The sequence below is a fragment of the Vibrio sp. SNU_ST1 genome (assembly GCF_030563405.1).
GTDB lineage: Bacteria > Pseudomonadota > Gammaproteobacteria > Enterobacterales > Vibrionaceae > Vibrio.
The window spans coordinates 2644668-2663009 of record NZ_CP130748.1; the positions used below are offsets into that span (position 1 = coordinate 2644668).

The following is an 18342-nucleotide window of genomic DNA, read 5'->3' on the forward strand; positions in this document are numbered from 1 at the left end:
TGCCAGTCTTATGCGTATTGCGGGTTAATTTTGTCTGCGTCGATGCCGAATTTAGCAATTGCTTCAGCAACTACTGATTTCTCAACATCACCACGTTTAGCCAGTTCAGTCAGCGCGGCAACTACAACGTAGCCTGCATTTACTTCGAAGTGACGACGTAGGTTTTCACGGCTGTCTGAACGACCGAAACCGTCAGTACCAAGTACTTTGTAAGACTCAGAAGGCATGAATGCACGTACTTGCTCAGCGTAGTTCTTCATGTAATCCGTTACTGCGATTGCAGGTTCGTTACCAAGAACAGTTGTGATGTACGGTACTTTCTCTTCAGCTTCTGGGTGAAGCATGTTGTCACGCTCTACCGCTTGGCCGTCACGAGTCAGTTCGTTGAACGACGTTACAGAGAATACATCAGATGCTACGCCGTACTCTTCGCTCAGGATCTTAGCGGCTTTACGCGCTTCGTTCATGATAGTACCAGAGCTCATTAGTTGAACTTTGCCCTTAGCACCAGCGTGAGATTCAAGCTTGTAGATACCCTTACGGATGCCTTCTTCAGCGCCTTCTGGCATTGCTGGCATTGCGTAGTTTTCGTTCATTACTGTTAGGTAGTAGTAAACGTTCTCTTGGTTCTCACCGTACATGCGACGGATACCGTCTTGCATGATTACCGCTAGCTCGTAAGCAAACGTTGGGTCGTAAGATATACAGTTAGGTACTGTGTTCGCCATGATGTGCGAGTGGCCATCTTCGTGCTGTAGACCTTCGCCGTTTAGCGTTGTACGACCTGCAGTTGCACCAAGTAGGAAACCACGAGCTTGTTGGTCACCTGCTAACCAAGCCATATCTCCAATACGTTGGAAACCGAACATTGAGTAGTAGATGTAGAACGGAATCATCGGTAGATCGTTTGTGCTGTATGAAGTTGCAGCTGCAACCCATGAAGCCATAGAACCTAGTTCGTTGATACCTTCTTGAAGAACTTGACCAGACGTTGCTTCTTTGTAGTAAGAAACGATGCCTTTATCTTCAGGCGTGTAGTCTTGACCGTGTGGGTTGTAGATACCAACCTGACGGAATAGACCTTCCATGCCGAATGTACGAGCTTCATCACAGATGATAGGAACGATGTTCTTACCAATGTTCTTATCTTTAAGAAGGATGTTTAGCGTACGTACATAAGCCATCGTTGTAGAGATATCACGCTTCTGTTCACCCAGCAGAGGTGCGAACGCGTCTAGCTCAGGAACTTTGAACTCTTGAGTGAATTTTGGCAGACGCTGAGGAGTGTAACCTTGTAGAGCTTTACGACGAGCATGTAGGTATTCGTACTCAGCAGAACCTTCTTCCAGTGTTAGGTAAGGAAGCTCAGATACTTTCTCATCAGAAAGGATGTCTTGTAGGCCTAGACGGTCACGTAGGTATTGTACGTGAGTCATGTCCATCTTCTTAACACCGTGAGCGATGTTCTTACCTTCTGCTGCTTCACCCATACCGTAACCTTTAACTGTCTTAGCTAGGATTACTGTTGGTTTGCCACCTGTCTCTTTTGCATTGTTGAATGCAGCGAACAGTTTAGAAGAATCGTGACCACCACGTTTCAGTTCGAAGATTTGGTCGTCAGTCATGTCTGCAACTAGTGCAGCTGTTTCTGGGTACTTACCAAAGAAGTGCTCACGTACGTATGCGCCATCTTTAGATTTGAATGTTTGGTAGTCACCGTCGATAGTTTCGTTCATTAGTTGAAGAAGCTTACCAGTCGTGTCTTTAGCTAGTAGAGAATCCCAGTTGCTACCCCAGATAACTTTAACAACGTTCCAACCTGCGCCTTTGAATAGGCCTTCAAGTTCTTGGATGATGCTACCGTTACCCATTACAGGGCCGTCTAGACGCTGTAGGTTACAGTTGATTAGGAAACATAGGTTGTCTAGCTTCTCACGTGCAGCGAAAGAGATAGCACCACGTGATTCTGGCTCATCCATCTCACCGTCACCTAGGAACGCGTATACACGTTGACCTGAAGTATCTTTCATGCCACGACCTTCAAGGTACTTAAGGAAGCGCGCTTGGTAGATAGCAGAGATAGGGCCTAGACCCATAGATACTGTCGGGAACTGCCAGAATTCAGGCATTAGTTTAGGGTGCGGGTATGAAGGAATACCTTTACCATCAACTTCTTGACGGAAGTTATCTAGCTGCTCTTCAGTTAGACGACCTTCAACGAATGCACGAGAGTAGATACCTGGAGAGATGTGACCTTGGTAGTAAACTAGATCGCCACCGTCTGTCTCGTTTGGAGCACGGAAGAAGTGGTTAAAACATACTTCGTAGAACGCAGCAGCTGACTGGTAAGAAGCCATGTGACCACCAAGGTCTAGGTCTTTCTTAGAAGCACGCAATACAATCATGATTGCGTTCCAGCGAATAATCGAACGAATACGACGCTCAAGAGTTACGTCACCAGGGTAAGCTGGCTCTTGTGCTGCTGGAATTGTGTTGATGTAGTTCGTGTTGATGCCTGTAGCCATATCAACACCATCTAAACGCGCTTTATCTAGAACTTGTTCTAGTAAAAACTGTGCACGTTCTACACCTTCTTCACGTACTACTGACTCAAGAGCTTCTAACCAATCTTGAGTTTCCAGAGCATCAACGTCATGCTTCATGTCAGACATGGCGATCTATCCTTTTTGTTAGTTGGATTCTACTAAACACGTAAATAGTCGAAGTATTACGGCTATTTACCCTGTTGAATTCGACGTAAAGAACGTTCGCGACGCGATTCTTCTTTAGTCAAATCCATCAATGTTTCTTCGATGTAAGCTAAATGAGAGTGTGACATTTCACGCGCCTGTTCTGGCTCTCCTGAAACAATCGCATCTACAATATTAGCTCGATGTATACTCACTTTTTCCACAACGTCTTTACGACGATGCAACAGCTTTAAATTTTCTAAGACATTTTGTTCGAGTAACGGAGCCAAACTACGAACAATGTGCAATAACACCACATTGTGCGCTGCCTCTGTTAAAGCAATAAGAAAAGCCATCACAGCTGCAGATTCGGCTTCAATATCACCCTTATCTTGCGCACCGTGAATTTTTCCTTGGCATGCTTGAATTCGAGCAAAGTCTTCATCAGTGCCACGCAATGCCGCGAAGTAAGCCGAAATCCCTTCCATCGCATGACGCGATTCCAACAAGTCTAGTTGGGTTTCAGAATGAGACGACAACAAATTAAGCAAAGGATCTGAAAAGCTCTTCCAGATATTTTCGCTAACAAACGTACCTCCACCTTGACGGCGAGTAAGCAAGCGTTTTGCTTCCAAACGTTGTATCGCTTCTCGGATTGAAGGACGAGACACATCGAACTGTTTCGCCAGTTCGCGCTCAGGCGGCAGCTGCTGCCCTGGAGCCAGTGTTCCTTCCACTATCAACCTTTCTAACTCTTGTTCGATAACGTCCGAGAGTTTTGGCTGACGAATCCTTTGATAAGCCATAGTTTGTTGTTCTTCTTTTTCTTCGCTGACAATTGGTAATACCAATTTTAATTTGGGCAGAAATTAACATAATTAAAACGCCACTGTCCAGAGTAAAATTGACCTGAATCATAGAACACAGCGCGAATTAACCATGATTTAACAAATGAAATTTAAAACAGCAACCAATTTGGTCTTACCATTTACAGGGGTAATACTTTTGGGGAGTATCCGTGCTAGAAAGTTTCAGGATAAAAATGGATTGTTTCAGAAAGATGAGTGCCACTTGATTAAAAATCAAACCAAGCGCACATTAGAGGTAGAAATCCTGTTCATAAGTTTTAATATTAGATCGTTTGATAAGCTCGTCACACTCTCGATTTATTGACGCCCTCCCCCTAACCACTTTATTTACATCGCAACAACAAAAATTCACAAGTGATTATGCTAGGCGTTGACTATTCAACCACCAGCAACAATAGAGCACCTTCAATAATGAGGCTTAAACCTTGAGCTCGCCTTTAAACTTCTGCCAGTCGAAAACCAAGCCAGGGTCAGTTTTGCGTAGCGGGGCTATATATTGATGACCGGTGATACGCTCGGTGGTTATTTGAGGGAAAGTCGATACGATCGTTTCTGTTAATCGAGTAAGCGCTTGGTACTGCGGCTCTGTATAAGCGATAAAATCGCTTCCTTCCAGTTCAATACCAATCGAGTAGTCATTACATCTTTCACGGCCAGCGAAACTCGATTGACCCGCATGCCAAGCTCGATCAAGAAACGATACAAACTGCACCACCTCACCATCACGGCGAATCAAGCAATGTGCCGAAACGCCCATTTGATGAATCACTTTAAAAAATGGATGATCTGCCGGATCAAGTTTTCCCGTGAAAAACTGTTCAATGTAAGGGCCGCCAAATTGGCCCGGTGGTAAACTAATGTTATGGACCACCAGCAGAGAGATATCCTCGCCGCTAGGTCTAGCATCAAAATACGGAGAAGGAACATGCCGAGCGTTGTCGTACCATCCGTTGGAGCTCATCGTCATCTTGGTCTCGCTTTCTTTTCTACTAGCGCAATAAGATTGTGACTTTGCCCATAGAGCAGTCGCGCTAGCCTCTTTAATTTGAAGTTAAGCAAGAGTATCATTCCATTCCCACTCCCTTTCAAGATTAGATTTGCGATGAAAAACACACATAACAGCCACCAACGCCTTGATTACTTAAAAGAGCAGCTGCCGCTAGAGATCACTCGCGCAGTCGCTGAGACCATCAAAGAAGATCTAGGTGGAACGTTAGATCCAGCGGCTGATATTACAGCAAGTCTAATCCCTGTAGACGCAATCAACAGCGCAACCATTATTACCCGTGAACATGGCGTATTCTGTGGTAAAGCTTGGGCCGATGAAGTGTTTAAGCAACTGGGCGGTGAAGTCACTATTGAGTGGAACGTAGAAGACGGTGACAAGGTTGAACCAAATCAAACGCTTTGTAGCCTAACAGGTCCAGCACGCGCACTATTAACGGGTGAGCGTAATGCAATGAACTTCATTCAAACACTATCTGGTTGTGCAACGGCGACAGCAATCTATGCTGATAAGATCAAACACACAGAATGCCGCCTGTTAGACACTCGCAAAACGATTCCAGGTCTACGTAGCGCACTAAAATATGCCGTGGCTTGTGGTGGTGGCTTCAACCACCGTATCGGTGTTTTCGATGCATACCTAATCAAAGAAAACCACATCATCGCTTGTGGTGGGATTGAGAAAGCGATCTCGACAGCAAAAGAGCTTAACCCGGGTAAGCCGGTAGAAGTTGAAACGGAAAGCCTAGAAGAGCTAGAGCAAGCGATCAGCGCTGGCGCAGACATCATCATGCTAGACAACTTCACCACAGACATGATGCGTGAAGCGGTTAAAATCAACGCAGGTCGTGCAGCACTAGAAAACTCTGGTAACGTGACTCTAGATACGATTGCAGAATTCGCGGAAACGGGTGTGGATTACATCTCTGTGGGTGCACTGACTAAGCACCTAAAAGCAATGGATCTATCGATGAGATTTAAAGCGTAATTTACTGAATAGTAAATAACTTCTGTAAAGGCACTGTTGATAACGGTGCCTTTTTTATTGCTCTTATTATCAGTATATCAATCAGTTAACTAAGCTGATCGCATAATTTTGCGCCCCATATGAAACAACACACCAACAAATACAAAACCACTCGCGCCCACACCTGAACACCATTCCACTTCTAAATCTCAACTTCTATTCTTTCCATCAACTGGTGCTTGCACTGAAACAAACTAAACAAATGGAATAGAACAATGAAAAATAAAAGTAAAAGAACAAACCAGAAAGGCTTTACGCTGATTGAATTGATGATTGTAGTTGCGATTATTGGTGTGCTGTCTGCTATTGCTGTACCTGCATATCAAAACTATGTTACTCGCTCTGAGGTATCCTCTGGGTTAGCAACGGTCAAATCATTAATCACTCCTGCAGAATTGTTTTATCAAGAAAATGGCATTGCTGCCGCTGCGACATTAGCTCAATTAGGAATTGATGGTGCAGCCAATGACTTAGGAGCTATAACATCAGCTCTAAACGCTGGCGGTAACCCAACAGTGGTGTTTACATTCGATGCGAGTAGCTCAATTAACACTGGAATAGTTACATTTACTCGTGATGCTGCAACAGGGTGGACTTGTGCTCCAACAGCACCTGCAATTGCTATTGATGGCTGTTCATAAGTGCTAACCAACCTCCCAACCGTTCTCCGTCAGGCTAGCTTACTTAGCCTGACTCAGGAACAAGCTGTTGCAGAGCTAGTTCATGCTTCTGGCAGGTCAACGCCTGAAGCTTTGCTCACTCTGGGCTTATTCACTGGCGATAGCCTCGCACATAACATCAAAACCATTTTCGGTTTGCCGTTGGTGCAGCTAGCCAATACTGACTATGAAGTCTTGTGTGACCAATTAGGGCTTCGTGAATTGATCACTAAGTATCGTGCTATCCCAGTTGTCATCTCTAACTCTACTCTCACGCTCGCCTCTGCCGATCCAACCGACTTGCAAGCTGAAGACGACTTTCGATTTGCAACAGGATTACAGATTGAGTTGGTTGTCGCTAACTACTCCGAATTAGAAGGCGCCATACGAAAGCTGTATGGCCGATCTATTTCCGGGCAAGACTCCAAGCGCAAAGAGATCACCCAAGATGAGCTCGCCAATCTCGTTGAAGTCTCTGACGACGAAATGACTTCAATTGAAGACCTTAGCAAAGACGACTCCCCTGTTAGCCGTTTTATCAATCAAATATTAGTGGATGCGGCCCGTAAAGGCGCATCAGACATCCACTTCGAACCTTATGAAGAAAACTACCGAGTACGTCTGCGTTGCGATGGGATCCTTGTTGAGGTCCAACAGCCCGCTTCTCATTTAAGCCGTCGGTTATCCGCTCGTTTAAAGATCCTTGCAAAGCTTGATATCGCCGAACGTCGCCTGCCGCAAGACGGTCGCATTAAGCTGCGTTTGAATGACGAACTCGCGATCGATATGCGTGTATCGACTCTACCGACATTATGGGGAGAAAAGATCGTACTGCGCCTTCTAGACAGCAGCGCAGCCAATCTCGACATTGATAAGCTCGGTTACAGCGAGGATCAAAAAGCGCTCTATCTCAATGCCCTAAAACGCCCGCAAGGGATGATCTTAATGACTGGGCCCACTGGCAGCGGCAAAACGGTATCTCTTTATACGGGGCTTCGCATGCTTAACACCTCTGAGCGCAATATCTCAACAGCTGAAGATCCGGTGGAGATCAACCTGTGTGGTATCAATCAGGTACAGGTGACACCAAAGATTGGTTTTGGATTTGCCGAAGCACTACGCTCTTTCTTGCGACAAGACCCTGATGTGGTGATGGTCGGTGAGATCCGTGATTTAGAAACCGCCGAGATCGCGATCAAAGCGTCACAAACGGGTCACTTAGTCCTCTCGACACTCCATACTAACTCAGCTTCGGAAACCGTGACTCGGCTCGCCCATATGGGGATTGAACCATTTAACCTCGCTTCGTCATTAAGCCTGATTATCGCGCAGCGACTGGCAAGGCGACTGTGCAACCACTGTAAAGCAGCTGACAACTCGCCGGACATATTTCTGCGTCACTCTATTCCTAACAATCAAACACTCTACAAAGCCACCCCACAAGGGTGCAATGAGTGTAATCAGGGTTACTCCGGTCGAGTGGGTATCTACGAAGTGATGCCGTTCACCGACAAACTAAAAAATAGTCTGATCAATAAACCTAACGCGTTAGAGATTGAAGATCTCGCGCGTAGAGAAGGAATGAGAACACTGCAAGAATCCGGTATCGATAAGTTGCTTGAAGGCACGACCAGCTATCAAGAACTGCAACGTGTTCTGTATCTATAATCCATCGGAGCACTCATGAGCACTAAACTGCAGTCACCATTAAAAAACTACCACTGGAAAGGCATAAACAGCTCAGGCAAAAAGGTGTCTGGGCAAACCTTGGCACTCGCCGAATTAGAAGTACGAGAAAAGCTCAAAGATCAGCATATTCAGATTAAGAAAATCAAAAAGAAAAGTATCTCAGCCGTCACTCGTTTAACACACCGAGTCAAAGCCAAAGACATCACCATTTTGACTCGACAACTTGCGACCATGCTTGCCACTGGCGTGCCTATCGTTCAGGCCATTAAGCTAGTGTCAGACAATCACCGTAAAGCTGAAATGAAATCAATTCTATTGCACATCTGTCGAGGTGTCGAAGCGGGAACCCCTATATCAAAAGCGATGCGGACGGCAAGCACTCACTTTGATGACTTATACACCGATTTGGTCGCTACTGGCGAGCTTTCCGGAAACCTAGCGCAAGTCTTTGAACGCTTGGCAACCTATAGAGAAAAGAGTGAGCAGCTAAAATCTAAGGTCATAAAAGCATTGATTTACCCCACAATGGTGGTCGCTGTCGCGCTGACTGTCTCTTACTTAATGCTCACCATGGTCATTCCTGAATTTGAATCGATGTTTTCAGGCTTCGGGGCAGACCTCCCTTGGTTTACTCAACAAGTACTCTCCCTTTCGCATTGGGTACAGGCTTACAGTCTTTATGCTGCCGTTGGCATAGGGTTAGTCACATTATTTACCTACCAACTGCGTCAACGGTATTATTCCATTCGTTTATCATTCAGCCGTCTAGGGTTAAGACTTCCTATTCTTGGCGGAGTATTAGCCAAAGCCTCTATCGCCAAATTCAGCCGAACCTTATCAACCAGTTTTAGTTCAGGGATTCCCATTTTAACCAGCCTGAAGACCACAGCTAAAACAGCAGGTAACCTGCATTATGAAGCGGCCATCATCGAAGTTCACCGTGAAACAGCCGCTGGCATGCCGATGTATATCGCGATGCGCAATACCGATGCCTTTCCTGAAATGGTTTTACAGATGGTCATGATAGGAGAAGAGTCCGGTAACCTTGATGACATGCTTAATAAAATCGCATCTATTTATGAATTTGAAGTCGACAACACCGTCGATAATTTAGGTAAGATTCTAGAGCCACTGATCATCGTATTTTTAGGCACCGCTATTGGTGGGCTTGTTGTCGCGATGTACTTACCGATCTTTAATCTTATGAGTGTGTTAGGATAGCTAAAAGCAACCAAACACCCCTCAAGCAGAGAACCACTGCTTGTATTGATTAAGTGGTAAAGGACACTATGGAAGTATTTCACTACTATCCTTGGCTATTCCCCGTATTAGCTTTCATTTTTAGCCTTCTTATTGGCAGTTTCCTCAACGTAGTCATACACCGTTTACCGATTATGATGGAGCGAGAGTGGCAACAAGAGTGCTCGGAGTATTTCTCTCAATATAAAATTCCAGCGCCAGAGGGGAAGTTCAATCTCAGTATCCCTCGTTCGGCTTGCCCGAAATGTAAAACCCAATTAAGAATCGTCGACAATGTTCCAGTATTAAGCTGGTTGTTCTTGAAAGGTAAGTGTCATAGCTGTGCTAATCCAATCAGTGCTCGCTATCCATTGGTCGAACTGCTGACTGCAATACTATGCACCGTCGTGGCTAGCCACTTTGGTTTCAGTTACTACGCCATTGCTTTGATTTTTTTCACCTTTGCATTGATTGCCGCAACCTTTATCGACTTGGATACCATGATGTTACCTGATCAAATCACCTTACCTTTGGTTTGGTCTGGTATCGCTTTAGCACTGTTTAACATCAGCCCTGTATCGCTTCAAGATTCCGTAGTTGGCGCAATGGCCGGCTACCTAGCTTTGTGGTCGGTTTATTGGTTGTTCAAGCTACTAACAGGCAAAGAAGGCATGGGGTATGGAGATTTCAAACTCCTAGCGGCATTAGGTGCATGGCTGGGTTGGCAACACCTGCCGATGATCATCCTTTTATCTTCACTTGTCGGCCTTGTTTTCGGATTAATTCAGCTTCGCCTGAAACAGCAAGGTATAGATAGAGCCTTCCCATTTGGGCCTTATCTTGCGATTGCAGGTTGGGTAAGTTTGATGTGGGGTAACGACATCATGGGTTGGTATTTCACTTCTGTACTAGGAATTTAACCATGGCAATTATTATCGGATTAAGCGGTGGGATCGCCAGCGGTAAAACCACAGTAGCCAACCTGTTCAATGAGCATTTCAATATTGATATTGTCGATGCTGATATCGTGGCACGCAAAGTGGTGGCGTTGGGCAGTAACGGCTTAAAGCAGATAATCGCTCATTTTGGTGAGGTTATCTTGCTTGAAGATGGAACACTCGACCGCAGTAAACTGCGTGAGCTGATCTTCTCCGATCCTAAAGAGAAACAGTGGCTCAATGACCTTCTTCACCCAATGATTCGCGACAAAATTGACAGTGACCTGTCTAAAGTCACATCCCCTTATGCTTTATTAGTCGCACCGCTATTGGTTGAAAACCAAATGCAAGGCATGACCGATCGCGTATTAATCGTTGATGTGCCGGTAGAAGTGCAAATAGAACGTACGATGAGTCGCGATAATGTTTCTAGGAAACAAGTTGAATCAATATTAAAATCACAGGCATCAAGAGAACAGCGCTTAGCAGTTGCAGATGACGTGATTAAAAACCATACTAAAAACCAAGAACTTTTGCCTCAAATCACAGATTTACATCAAAAGTATCTGGCAATCAGTGCTGTAGATGGGTCAGAATAGAACAATGTTGAATGAAGGTTTGCTCGATGATCACCCACAAATTTGAACATCCTCTAAATGAGAAAACACGCATTTACTTAAGAGTTGAATCACTCTTGAGGCAGTTACACCTGTCTTCTGCATTTTCCGATGCTCAACAGTATCAACTCTTTTTCCGTTCTATCTTTGATCTGATTGAAATCTTCGAACAGATACAACTTAAGAGCGAACTCGCAAAAGATATTGAGAAACAGCGTGTAACCTATAAAAGTTGGTTAGATGTTGAAGGTGTCGATCAAGAGATGCTGACATCATTGCTCAATGATATTAGCCATATCTATCGTGAATTGATGCAGGCGGAACGTTTTGGGCAATCATTAAAGGAAGACCGCTTCCTTAGCGCCATTCGTCAACGCTTTAACTTGCCAGGTGGCTCATGTTGCTTTGATTTACCGGCTCTACATTATTGGCTTCATCTTCCTCTTGATAAGAGAGTTAGAGATGCTAAGACATGGATGGATAGCCTACAGCCTCTGTATGAAGCATTAACACTATGGTTGAAGCTCACCAGAGAGACTGGTCACTTTAAGGATCAGATCGCTCGTACAGGTTTCTTCCAAAGCGATGCTGATGAAGCGAATATCCTTCGCCTTTCAATTCCAATGCAGTACGGTGCCTACCCGATGATCTCGGGACATAAAAACCGTTTCGCTATTAAATTTATGAGCTTTGAAACTGGGCAAGCCTGTACTCAAGATATTGAATTTGAGTTGGCTATCTGCAGCTAATTCATTTCCTTTATTGTTTGGCTTGAGTTGTCACTTGAGCCTAAACTATTTCTTACAACACCCTCTAATTAAGAATCACTATGTCGAACAAAATCACCATCGTTAAATGCCCTCAATGTAACACTGACGTTGAATGGGGTGAACAAAGCCCACATCGCCCGTTTTGCAGCAAGCAATGTCAGATGATTGATTTCGGTGAATGGGCGGACGAAGAGAACAGTATCGCTGGCGCACCGGACATGTCGGATAGCGATGGTTGGTCGGAAGATCCATATTAAGCAACTTAGCGTAACGAGTAAATTTTGAAGGGTTGGCGTTTTACGTCAATCCTTTTTTATTGCCGGTAAGATGGTATGAGTAGAGATTCCCTACTCCTTCCTTCGTCAGTCTAGGGAATGACGGTTACCGTCACTACGGGATTCGATTAGCCACAGCCTTCCTACTTGTCCTCTTCCGTAATAAGTCTTCATCATCCAATGCCAGATTCCAGTTACCCATTCGTCATTCTCAAGAGTGAGGAACTAACGAGTTGGAAATCTAATAACCTCGAACTACCTAGCTTTCCGACGGTATACTCACGTATGACACTCTTCTCATCTCTCTATATCCGCCCCAGAGCGAGCAACGAGCGAATTGAGGCTCTCTTACCTATGAAACTCTAAATAGCAGACACAAAAAAGCGGAGCCAAGTGGCTCCGCTTTTATCGATAGAATGCAAAAAGAATTACTTCTTAGTAAGCTTCTCTTTAATACGAGCTGACTTACCAGAACGCTCACGTAGGTAGTACAACTTGGCACGACGTACTGCACCACGGCGTTTAACTTCGATGCTATCAACCATTGGAGAGTGAGTTTGGAACGCACGCTCTACGCCTTCACCGTTCGAGATCTTACGAACTGTGAATGCAGAGTGTAGACCACGGTTACGAATAGCGATTACAACGCCTTCGAAAGCCTGTAGACGCTCACGGTCACCTTCTTTTACCTTAACCTTAACTACAACAGTGTCACCTGGTGCGAATTTAGGAAGGTCTGATTTTAGTTGCTCTTCTTCAAGAGCCTTGATGATGTTGCTCATTTGTATAAATTCCTAGAATAAACTGATACTAAATTTAATAGGTTACTGCTTGCTTTTCGTTAAGAGCGTTGCTCTTTAATGAATTCAGCCAGTAATTGTTCCTGTTCGTCAGTCAGAGCTAGGTTTTCCAGGAGTTCTGGTCTTCTTAGCCAAGTTCGGCCCAACGATTGTTTTAATCGCCAGCGACGAATGTCCTTATGGTTTCCAGACTTGAGTACCGATGGCACATCTTTATCGTCTAGTACCTCAGGGCGCGTATAATGGGGACAATCTAGCAAACCATTTGCAAAAGAATCTTCTTCTGCTGAAGCGAAATCTCCAAGTACACCCGGAACAAACCGAGAGACTGAATCAATCAACGTCATGGCTGGCAGCTCGCCACCCGTCATCACAAAATCTCCAATCGACCATTCTTCGTCGACTTCAGATTGAATGATGCGCTCATCTACCCCTTCATAGCGACCACAAATAAGAAGCAAGTTCTCGTTTGTTGCCAGCTCTTCAACACCTTGTTGGTCGAGTTTACGACCTTGAGGTGAAAGGTAAATAACCTTCGTCTTTCCCGGTGCTGCCTGTTTGGCTGTTTGGATAGCATCGCGCAAAGGCTGAACCATCATTAACATGCCAGGACCACCACCGTAAGGTCTGTCATCAACAGTGCGATGTTTATCATGAGTGAAATCACGAGGATTCCATGTCTCAATAGATAAAAGACCTTTTTTAACCGCTTGACCTGTTACTCCAAAATCAGTAACAGAACGGAACATTTCAGGAAAAAGGCTAATAATGCCAACCCACATGTGTTCTCTCGCTCTGTAATTTGGAGTTAGAATCCAGGATCCCAGTCAACTTCGATCCGGCGAGCTTCGCGATCAACTTTCTTGATCACTTGCTCTTCAAGGTACGGGATTAACCGTTCCTTTTGGCCAAAAGCATCTTTAAGATTTGCTTTTATTACTAGAACATCGTTCGAGCCAGTTTCTAATAGGTCAGTGACCTCACCAAGGTTGTAACCTTTAGTGGTAAAAACTTGCATACCGAACAATTCGCGCCAGTAGAATTCATCTTCTGACAATTCAGGTAATGAAGCAGGGTCAATAGCAATTTCAAAGTTGGTCATCAGTTGCGCGTCTTCACGTACATCTAATCCCGCTAGCTTACAGACATAGCCTTGACCATGACGTTTCCAGCTTTCAACTTTATACTCAACCCACTCGCCCTTTAGCTTTAAATACCAAGGACTGTAATCAAATATGCTTTCAGCATTGTCTGTGTAGGAGAACACTTTAAGCCAGCCACGAATACCATAGGTAGACCCAAGTTTACCCATAACAATTCTTTCGTTTTGCTCGCTCATCGTTTCTTTACCCTTCATCGACATAAGCTATTTCTCTTTTTAAAAAAGAATTAAGCCGCTTTTTGAGCGTCTTTAACTAGCTTAGCTACGCGGTCAGATAGAGATGCGCCTTGACCAACCCAGTGGTTAACACGATCTAGGTCTAGACGTAGACCTTCTTCTTGACCTTGAGCAGTAGGGTTAAAGAAACCTACTTTCTCGATGAAACGGCCAGTTACAGAGTTACGGCTATCCGCAACTACGATTTGATAAAATGGGCGCTTCTTTGCACCGTGACGTGCCAAACGAATGGTTACCATGTCGTCCTCTTTGCTTTCTTAATAAAATAATTAACCCCAAGTATAAGTAAATAGCTTGGGGTCTCGTGCCAAATTAAAGCCCCGGAATTTTACTCTTATTCCGGGGCAATGCAAGGGCTTTAGCTATTTTTTCACCAACATAGCTTCCGTACACTTTCTGTGACACGGCTAACACTATGAAAAGTAACGTAGCTAAAGCTTACATTTGTAGGTTATCGGCCAAACGGGTTAAAACCACCACCCATTCCGCCCATACCTCCACCGCCGCCCATCATGCCTTGCATGTTGCGCATCATGCCTTTCATGCCACCTTTCTGCATCTTCTTCATCATCTTCTGCATCTGGGTGAACTGCTTAAGCATACGGTTTACATCTTGTACTTGCGTACCAGAACCAGCGGCAATACGCTTTTTGCGTGAGCCTTTGATTAGATCAGGGCGTTGACGCTCTTTCATTGTCATAGAGTTGATGATCGCTTCCATCTGCTTGAACATCTTGTCATCAACTTTATCTTTAACGTTGTCTGGTAGCTGAGACATACCTGGAAGCTTATCCATCATGCCCATCATGCCGCCCATGTTTTTCATTTGACCAAGTTGCTCGCGGAAGTCTTCAAGGTCAAAACCTTTCTTCTCTTTGAACTTCTTAGCCAGTTTCTCTGCTTTCTCGGTATCAACGTTCTTCTGTAGATCTTCAATAAGAGACAGTACGTCGCCCATACCTAGAATACGAGAAGCAACACGATCTGGGTGGAATGGTTCTAGTGCGTCAGTCTTTTCACCAACACCTAAGAATTTAATCGGTTTGCCTGTGATATGACGAACAGACAGTGCTGCACCACCACGCGCATCACCATCAACTTTCGTCAAGATAACACCGGTTAGTGGTAGCGTATCACCAAAGGCTTTTGCAGTATTCGCAGCATCTTGACCTGTCATTGCATCAACAACAAACAACGTCTCTACTGGTTTAATGGCAGTATGAAGCTCTTTGATCTCGCCCATCATCTCTTCATCGATAGCCAAACGACCGGCAGTATCGACAATTAGCACGTCGTAGAATTTCTTCTTCGCGTGGTCGATTGCAGCGTTTGCAATATCAAGAGGCTTTTGGTCAGCTGAAGATGGGAAGAAATCAACACCCACATCGCTTGCTAAGGTTTCAAGCTGTTTGATCGCGGCTGGACGGTAAACGTCGGCAGACACAACCAAAACTTTCTTCTTATCACGCTCAGTCAGGAGCTTAGATAGCTTACCTACCGATGTGGTTTTACCCGCACCTTGTAGACCCGCCATTAAGATAACTGCTGGCGGTTGTGCTGCTAGGTCAAGAGCCTCGTTAGACTCCCCCATCACAGCTTCAAGTTCAGCTTGAACGATCTTAATGAACTCTTGACCCGGTGTGAGAGATTTAGAAACCTCAACACCTACAGCGCCTTCTTTTACGCGCTTAACAAAATCGCGGACAACTGGCAGTGCAACGTCGGCTTCAAGTAGCGCCATACGTACTTCACGCAGCGTCTCTTTAATATTGTCTTCGGTCAGGCGACCTTTACCGCTGATGTTTTTCAGCGTTTTGGATAGACGATCCGTTAAATTATCAAACATAGTTTTCTCTTCGCTCAAAACTGCGACTATTACTGTGAGTATACATTAGCGCGGATTAGAGTCATACCCGTTGTGGAGCGTTAATCATCCACGCATGTGATGTGAGACATTATTCACTTGGAATTGAATGAGGTTCACCATAGCCCCAAAGAGCGATGCGAGGTATAATTCGCCAATTAGTAATCATTTAAATGGATACCATGGACAGTCTTATTGCGATCGCAGCAGCCTTTCTTTATACAATGGCGATTTTCACGATCATTCCAGGTCTCGTGCACCAAACAGGAATCCGTGTAAAAACGGTGTTTATCAGCGCATTACTTGCTTTAGCTTTCCATGCTTGGTTGCTTGGCGATTTAATCTTTAATGCCAGTGGTCAAAACCTCAGTATCTTAAACGTTGCTTCTTTAATCAGTTTAATCATATCTGTGGTCATGAGCGGTGCTATGCTCAAAACCCGTTTGTGGTTCATCTTGCCTGTTGTTTATAGCTTCGCTGCTCTAAATCTAATGGCTGCCACTTTTCTTCCTAGCACCTTCATCAAACACTTAGAGAATGACCCAAAGCTGTTGCTACACATATCTTTAGCTCTGTTCTCATACGCGACACTTACCATCGGTGCGCTATACGCTATGCAACTCGCGTGGCTAGATCACAAACTTAAAAAGAAAAAAGCGTTAGTAATAAATCCTAACCTACCTCCTTTAATGATGGTGGAAAGACAGCTTTTCAAGATCATTTTAATCGGTAATGGTTTGTTAACAGGTACTTTATTAACTGGACTTATCTTCGTACAAGATATGTTTGCTCAAGGTAAAGCACATAAAGCGGTATTGTCTTTTATAGCTTGGGTTATCTATTCCATCCTTCTGTGGGGCCACTATCAGAAAGGTTGGCGTGGGCAAAAAGTCACATGGTTTGCCCTTGCGGGTGCCACCATGCTCACATTAGCTTACTTCGGTAGCCGCTTCGTTCAGGAAATAATCCTGAATTAATCTGTATAATGAAGGCAAGGTCTCACACACCTTGTCTTTAAAATATTGAGTACGATACATTCAATTGACATCTCGACCATGTTCGGTCATAAATTAATCAAGATACACAAAAAGGAAAAGAATAGTTTTGGACGACATATCAACGGGTATCTTATTTGCGCTACTCGCGTGTCTCATTGTAATTTCTGGTTATTTCTCTGGTTCCGAAACGGGCATGATGTCCTTGAACCGCTACCGTTTAAAGCACTTGGCCAATACGGGCCATAAAGGTGCCAAACGCGTAGAAAAACTTCTAAGTCGCCCAGACAGATTGATTGGCCTTATTCTCATCGGCAACAATCTCGTCAATATTCTTGCATCCGCGATCGCGACTATTCTTGGTATGCGTATCTACGGAGACATCGGCGTTGCAATCGCAACCGGAGCCCTGACCCTAGTGATCCTCGTGTTTGCTGAGGTTACACCAAAAACCATCGCTTCTCTTTTCCCTGAACGAGTTTCTTACGCCAGCAGTATTCTATTGATAATACTGATGAAGGTGTTATCTCCATTGGTTATCTTGGTCAACTTTATTACCAATGGCTTCATTCGTATCTTAGGCGTTCAAGCCAACCATGATGCAACCGATCATCTAAGCTCAGAAGAACTCAGAACGGTAGTAAATGAAGCGGGTAGCCTAATACCACAGCGTCACCAAGATATGTTGGTGTCTATTCTCGATTTAGAACACGTCACCGTGAATGACATAATGGTGCCTAGGAATGAAATCACTGGCATCGACATCAATGACGACTGGAAATCGATCGTGCGTCAGCTCACTCATTCACCTCATGGTCGCATCGTGCTGTACCGTGATCAGATAGATGAAGTGGTTGGCATGCTGAGGCTACGTGAAGCTTATCGCTTGATGCTCGAAAAGAACGAATTCAATAAAGAGACCCTGCTGCGTGCTGCAGATGAGATCTACTTTATTCCGGAATCGACACCGCTTAATACCCAACTGCTTAAATTCCAACGCAACAAACAGCGTATCGGTTTGATTGTTGACGAGTATGGCGATATTAACGGTTTGGTTACCCTCGAAGATATTCTCGAAGAGATCGTGGGAGAATTTACGACTTCAATCGCACCAAGTTTATCTGAAGAGATCACACCGCAAAGCGATGGTAGCTTCTTGATTGAAGGCAGCGCTAATATCCGAGATATCAACAAAGGTTTGCAGTGGGCACTGCCTACCGATGGACCAAGAACACTTAATGGTTTGATACTGGAGCATCTTGAAGATATTCCAGAGAGTCACCTGAGTGTTCAGGTTGCCAGTCACCCAATGGAAATCGTTGAACTCGAAGAGAACCGCATCAAGCTGGTGCGTGTGTTTCCGCAGATCGTAAACGGATAAAGGCGACTAATTACATGAAAGTAACCAACTGAGTTACCAACTAAGTCCCTCTACAACAAAAGGCCCGGTTCATTGAACCGGGCCTTTTAGTATCAAACTCGCTCTGCCTCTAGATTGAAATGTAT

The 18342-nt window shown here is 44.6% G+C and carries 17 protein-coding genes and 1 pseudogene; 10 read left to right on the forward strand and 8 right to left on the reverse strand.

Annotated features, from left to right (window positions below):
• Nucleotides 1–8: 8 nt before the first annotated feature.
• The 3 genes and pseudogenes from aceE to ampD form a co-directional block, all read right to left on the reverse strand.
• Entirely contained in the window at nt 9–2672 is a 2664-nt protein-coding gene (gene aceE / locus Q5H80_RS11510) for a pyruvate dehydrogenase (acetyl-transferring), homodimeric type (RefSeq protein WP_304564831.1), read from the reverse strand.
• Between the two features lie 62 nt (nt 2673–2734).
• Nucleotides 2735–3496, reverse strand: coding sequence for a pyruvate dehydrogenase complex transcriptional repressor PdhR (gene pdhR / locus Q5H80_RS11515; RefSeq protein WP_304564832.1), 762 nt, complete (start codon nt 3494–3496; stop codon nt 2735–2737).
• Nucleotides 3497–3977: 481 nt separating this feature from the next.
• A pseudogene (gene ampD, locus Q5H80_RS11520) lies at nt 3978–4578 on the reverse strand (1,6-anhydro-N-acetylmuramyl-L-alanine amidase AmpD).
• An 83-nt stretch (nt 4579–4661) separates the two neighbouring features.
• Between ampD and nadC the strand changes: the two are divergent.
• The 8 genes from nadC (at nt 4662) to yacG (ending at nt 11760) form a co-directional block, all read left to right on the forward strand.
• Nucleotides 4662–5552 (forward strand): carboxylating nicotinate-nucleotide diphosphorylase, encoded by an 891-nt coding sequence (gene nadC, locus Q5H80_RS11525; RefSeq protein WP_139685627.1) that lies wholly within the window; start codon nt 4662–4664, stop codon nt 5550–5552.
• 254 nt (nt 5553–5806) lie between these two features.
• Nucleotides 5807–6232, forward strand: coding sequence for a pilin (locus tag Q5H80_RS11530; RefSeq protein ID WP_304564834.1), 426 nt, complete (start codon nt 5807–5809; stop codon nt 6230–6232).
• The gene (pilB, locus tag Q5H80_RS11535; RefSeq protein WP_304564835.1) at nt 6233–7918 is read left to right on the forward strand and encodes a type IV-A pilus assembly ATPase PilB; all 1686 of its coding nucleotides are present in this window, start codon (nt 6233–6235) and stop codon (nt 7916–7918) included.
• 15 nt (nt 7919–7933) lie between these two features.
• Entirely contained in the window at nt 7934–9160 is a 1227-nt protein-coding gene (locus Q5H80_RS11540; RefSeq protein ID WP_304564836.1) for a type II secretion system F family protein, read from the forward strand.
• Between the two features lie 68 nt (nt 9161–9228).
• Entirely contained in the window at nt 9229–10098 is an 870-nt protein-coding gene (locus tag Q5H80_RS11545; RefSeq protein ID WP_304564837.1) for an A24 family peptidase, read from the forward strand.
• A 2-nt stretch (nt 10099–10100) separates the two neighbouring features.
• The gene (coaE, locus tag Q5H80_RS11550) at nt 10101–10715 is read left to right on the forward strand and encodes a dephospho-CoA kinase (RefSeq protein ID WP_304564838.1); all 615 of its coding nucleotides are present in this window, start codon (nt 10101–10103) and stop codon (nt 10713–10715) included.
• A gap of 26 nt (nt 10716–10741) precedes the next feature.
• Complete coding sequence (gene zapD, locus Q5H80_RS11555; protein WP_017101235.1) at nt 10742–11482, forward strand: cell division protein ZapD; 741 nt, start codon at nt 10742–10744, stop codon at nt 11480–11482.
• Between the two features lie 80 nt (nt 11483–11562).
• The gene (gene yacG, locus Q5H80_RS11560) at nt 11563–11760 is read left to right on the forward strand and encodes a DNA gyrase inhibitor YacG (RefSeq protein ID WP_017101236.1); all 198 of its coding nucleotides are present in this window, start codon (nt 11563–11565) and stop codon (nt 11758–11760) included.
• A gap of 446 nt (nt 11761–12206) precedes the next feature.
• Here the strand turns inward: yacG and rplS are convergent, their stop codons facing one another.
• The 5 genes from rplS to ffh all read right to left on the reverse strand — a co-directional run bounded on the left by rplS (nt 12207) and on the right by ffh (nt 15823).
• The gene (gene rplS / locus Q5H80_RS11565; protein ID WP_009847607.1) at nt 12207–12560 is read right to left on the reverse strand and encodes a 50S ribosomal protein L19; all 354 of its coding nucleotides are present in this window, start codon (nt 12558–12560) and stop codon (nt 12207–12209) included.
• Nucleotides 12561–12619: 59 nt separating this feature from the next.
• On the reverse strand, nt 12620–13360 hold the full coding sequence (gene trmD / locus Q5H80_RS11570) for a tRNA (guanosine(37)-N1)-methyltransferase TrmD (RefSeq protein ID WP_009847608.1): 741 nt from the start codon (nt 13358–13360) through the stop codon (nt 12620–12622).
• A gap of 26 nt (nt 13361–13386) precedes the next feature.
• Nucleotides 13387–13941, reverse strand: coding sequence for a ribosome maturation factor RimM (rimM, locus tag Q5H80_RS11575; protein ID WP_009847609.1), 555 nt, complete (start codon nt 13939–13941; stop codon nt 13387–13389).
• A 26-nt stretch (nt 13942–13967) separates the two neighbouring features.
• Nucleotides 13968–14216: a 30S ribosomal protein S16 gene (rpsP, locus tag Q5H80_RS11580; RefSeq protein WP_004735508.1), complete on the reverse strand. Its 249-nt coding sequence runs from the start codon at nt 14214–14216 to the stop codon at nt 13968–13970.
• Nucleotides 14217–14428: 212 nt separating this feature from the next.
• On the reverse strand, nt 14429–15823 hold the full coding sequence (ffh, locus tag Q5H80_RS11585) for a signal recognition particle protein (RefSeq protein WP_004735506.1): 1395 nt from the start codon (nt 15821–15823) through the stop codon (nt 14429–14431).
• 200 nt (nt 15824–16023) lie between these two features.
• Between ffh and Q5H80_RS11590 the strand changes: the two genes are divergently transcribed.
• Nucleotides 16024–16818 carry an inner membrane protein YpjD gene (locus tag Q5H80_RS11590; RefSeq protein WP_065678058.1) on the forward strand — a complete coding sequence of 265 codons (795 nt, stop codon included), beginning with the start codon at nt 16024–16026 and terminating at the stop codon, nt 16816–16818.
• A gap of 127 nt (nt 16819–16945) precedes the next feature.
• Complete coding sequence (locus Q5H80_RS11595) at nt 16946–18217, forward strand: HlyC/CorC family transporter (RefSeq protein ID WP_304564840.1); 1272 nt, start codon at nt 16946–16948, stop codon at nt 18215–18217.
• The last annotated feature ends 125 nt before the right edge of the window (nt 18218–18342 follow it).

Excerpts from the sequence above, each read along its gene's own strand:
- aceE (WP_304564831.1), bottom strand. The coding sequence starts at position 2,672 with ATGTCTGACATGAAGCATGACGTTGATGCTCTGGAAACTCAAGATTGG.
- pdhR (WP_304564832.1), bottom strand. The coding sequence starts at position 3,496 with ATGGCTTATCAAAGGATTCGTCAGCCAAAACTCTCGGACGTTATCGAA.
- nadC (WP_139685627.1), top strand. The coding sequence starts at position 4,662 with ATGAAAAACACACATAACAGCCACCAACGCCTTGATTACTTAAAAGAG.
- Q5H80_RS11530 (WP_304564834.1), top strand. The coding sequence starts at position 5,807 with ATGAAAAATAAAAGTAAAAGAACAAACCAGAAAGGCTTTACGCTGATT.
- Q5H80_RS11540 (WP_304564836.1), top strand. The coding sequence starts at position 7,934 with ATGAGCACTAAACTGCAGTCACCATTAAAAAACTACCACTGGAAAGGC.
- Q5H80_RS11545 (WP_304564837.1), top strand. The coding sequence starts at position 9,229 with ATGGAAGTATTTCACTACTATCCTTGGCTATTCCCCGTATTAGCTTTC.
- coaE (WP_304564838.1), top strand. The coding sequence starts at position 10,101 with ATGGCAATTATTATCGGATTAAGCGGTGGGATCGCCAGCGGTAAAACC.
- zapD (WP_017101235.1), top strand. The coding sequence starts at position 10,742 with ATGATCACCCACAAATTTGAACATCCTCTAAATGAGAAAACACGCATT.
- yacG (WP_017101236.1), top strand. The coding sequence starts at position 11,563 with ATGTCGAACAAAATCACCATCGTTAAATGCCCTCAATGTAACACTGAC.
- rplS (WP_009847607.1), bottom strand. The coding sequence starts at position 12,560 with ATGAGCAACATCATCAAGGCTCTTGAAGAAGAGCAACTAAAATCAGAC.
- trmD (WP_009847608.1), bottom strand. The coding sequence starts at position 13,360 with ATGTGGGTTGGCATTATTAGCCTTTTTCCTGAAATGTTCCGTTCTGTT.
- rimM (WP_009847609.1), bottom strand. The coding sequence starts at position 13,941 with ATGTCGATGAAGGGTAAAGAAACGATGAGCGAGCAAAACGAAAGAATT.
- rpsP (WP_004735508.1), bottom strand. The coding sequence starts at position 14,216 with ATGGTAACCATTCGTTTGGCACGTCACGGTGCAAAGAAGCGCCCATTT.
- ffh (WP_004735506.1), bottom strand. The coding sequence starts at position 15,823 with ATGTTTGATAATTTAACGGATCGTCTATCCAAAACGCTGAAAAACATC.
- Q5H80_RS11590 (WP_065678058.1), top strand. The coding sequence starts at position 16,024 with ATGGACAGTCTTATTGCGATCGCAGCAGCCTTTCTTTATACAATGGCG.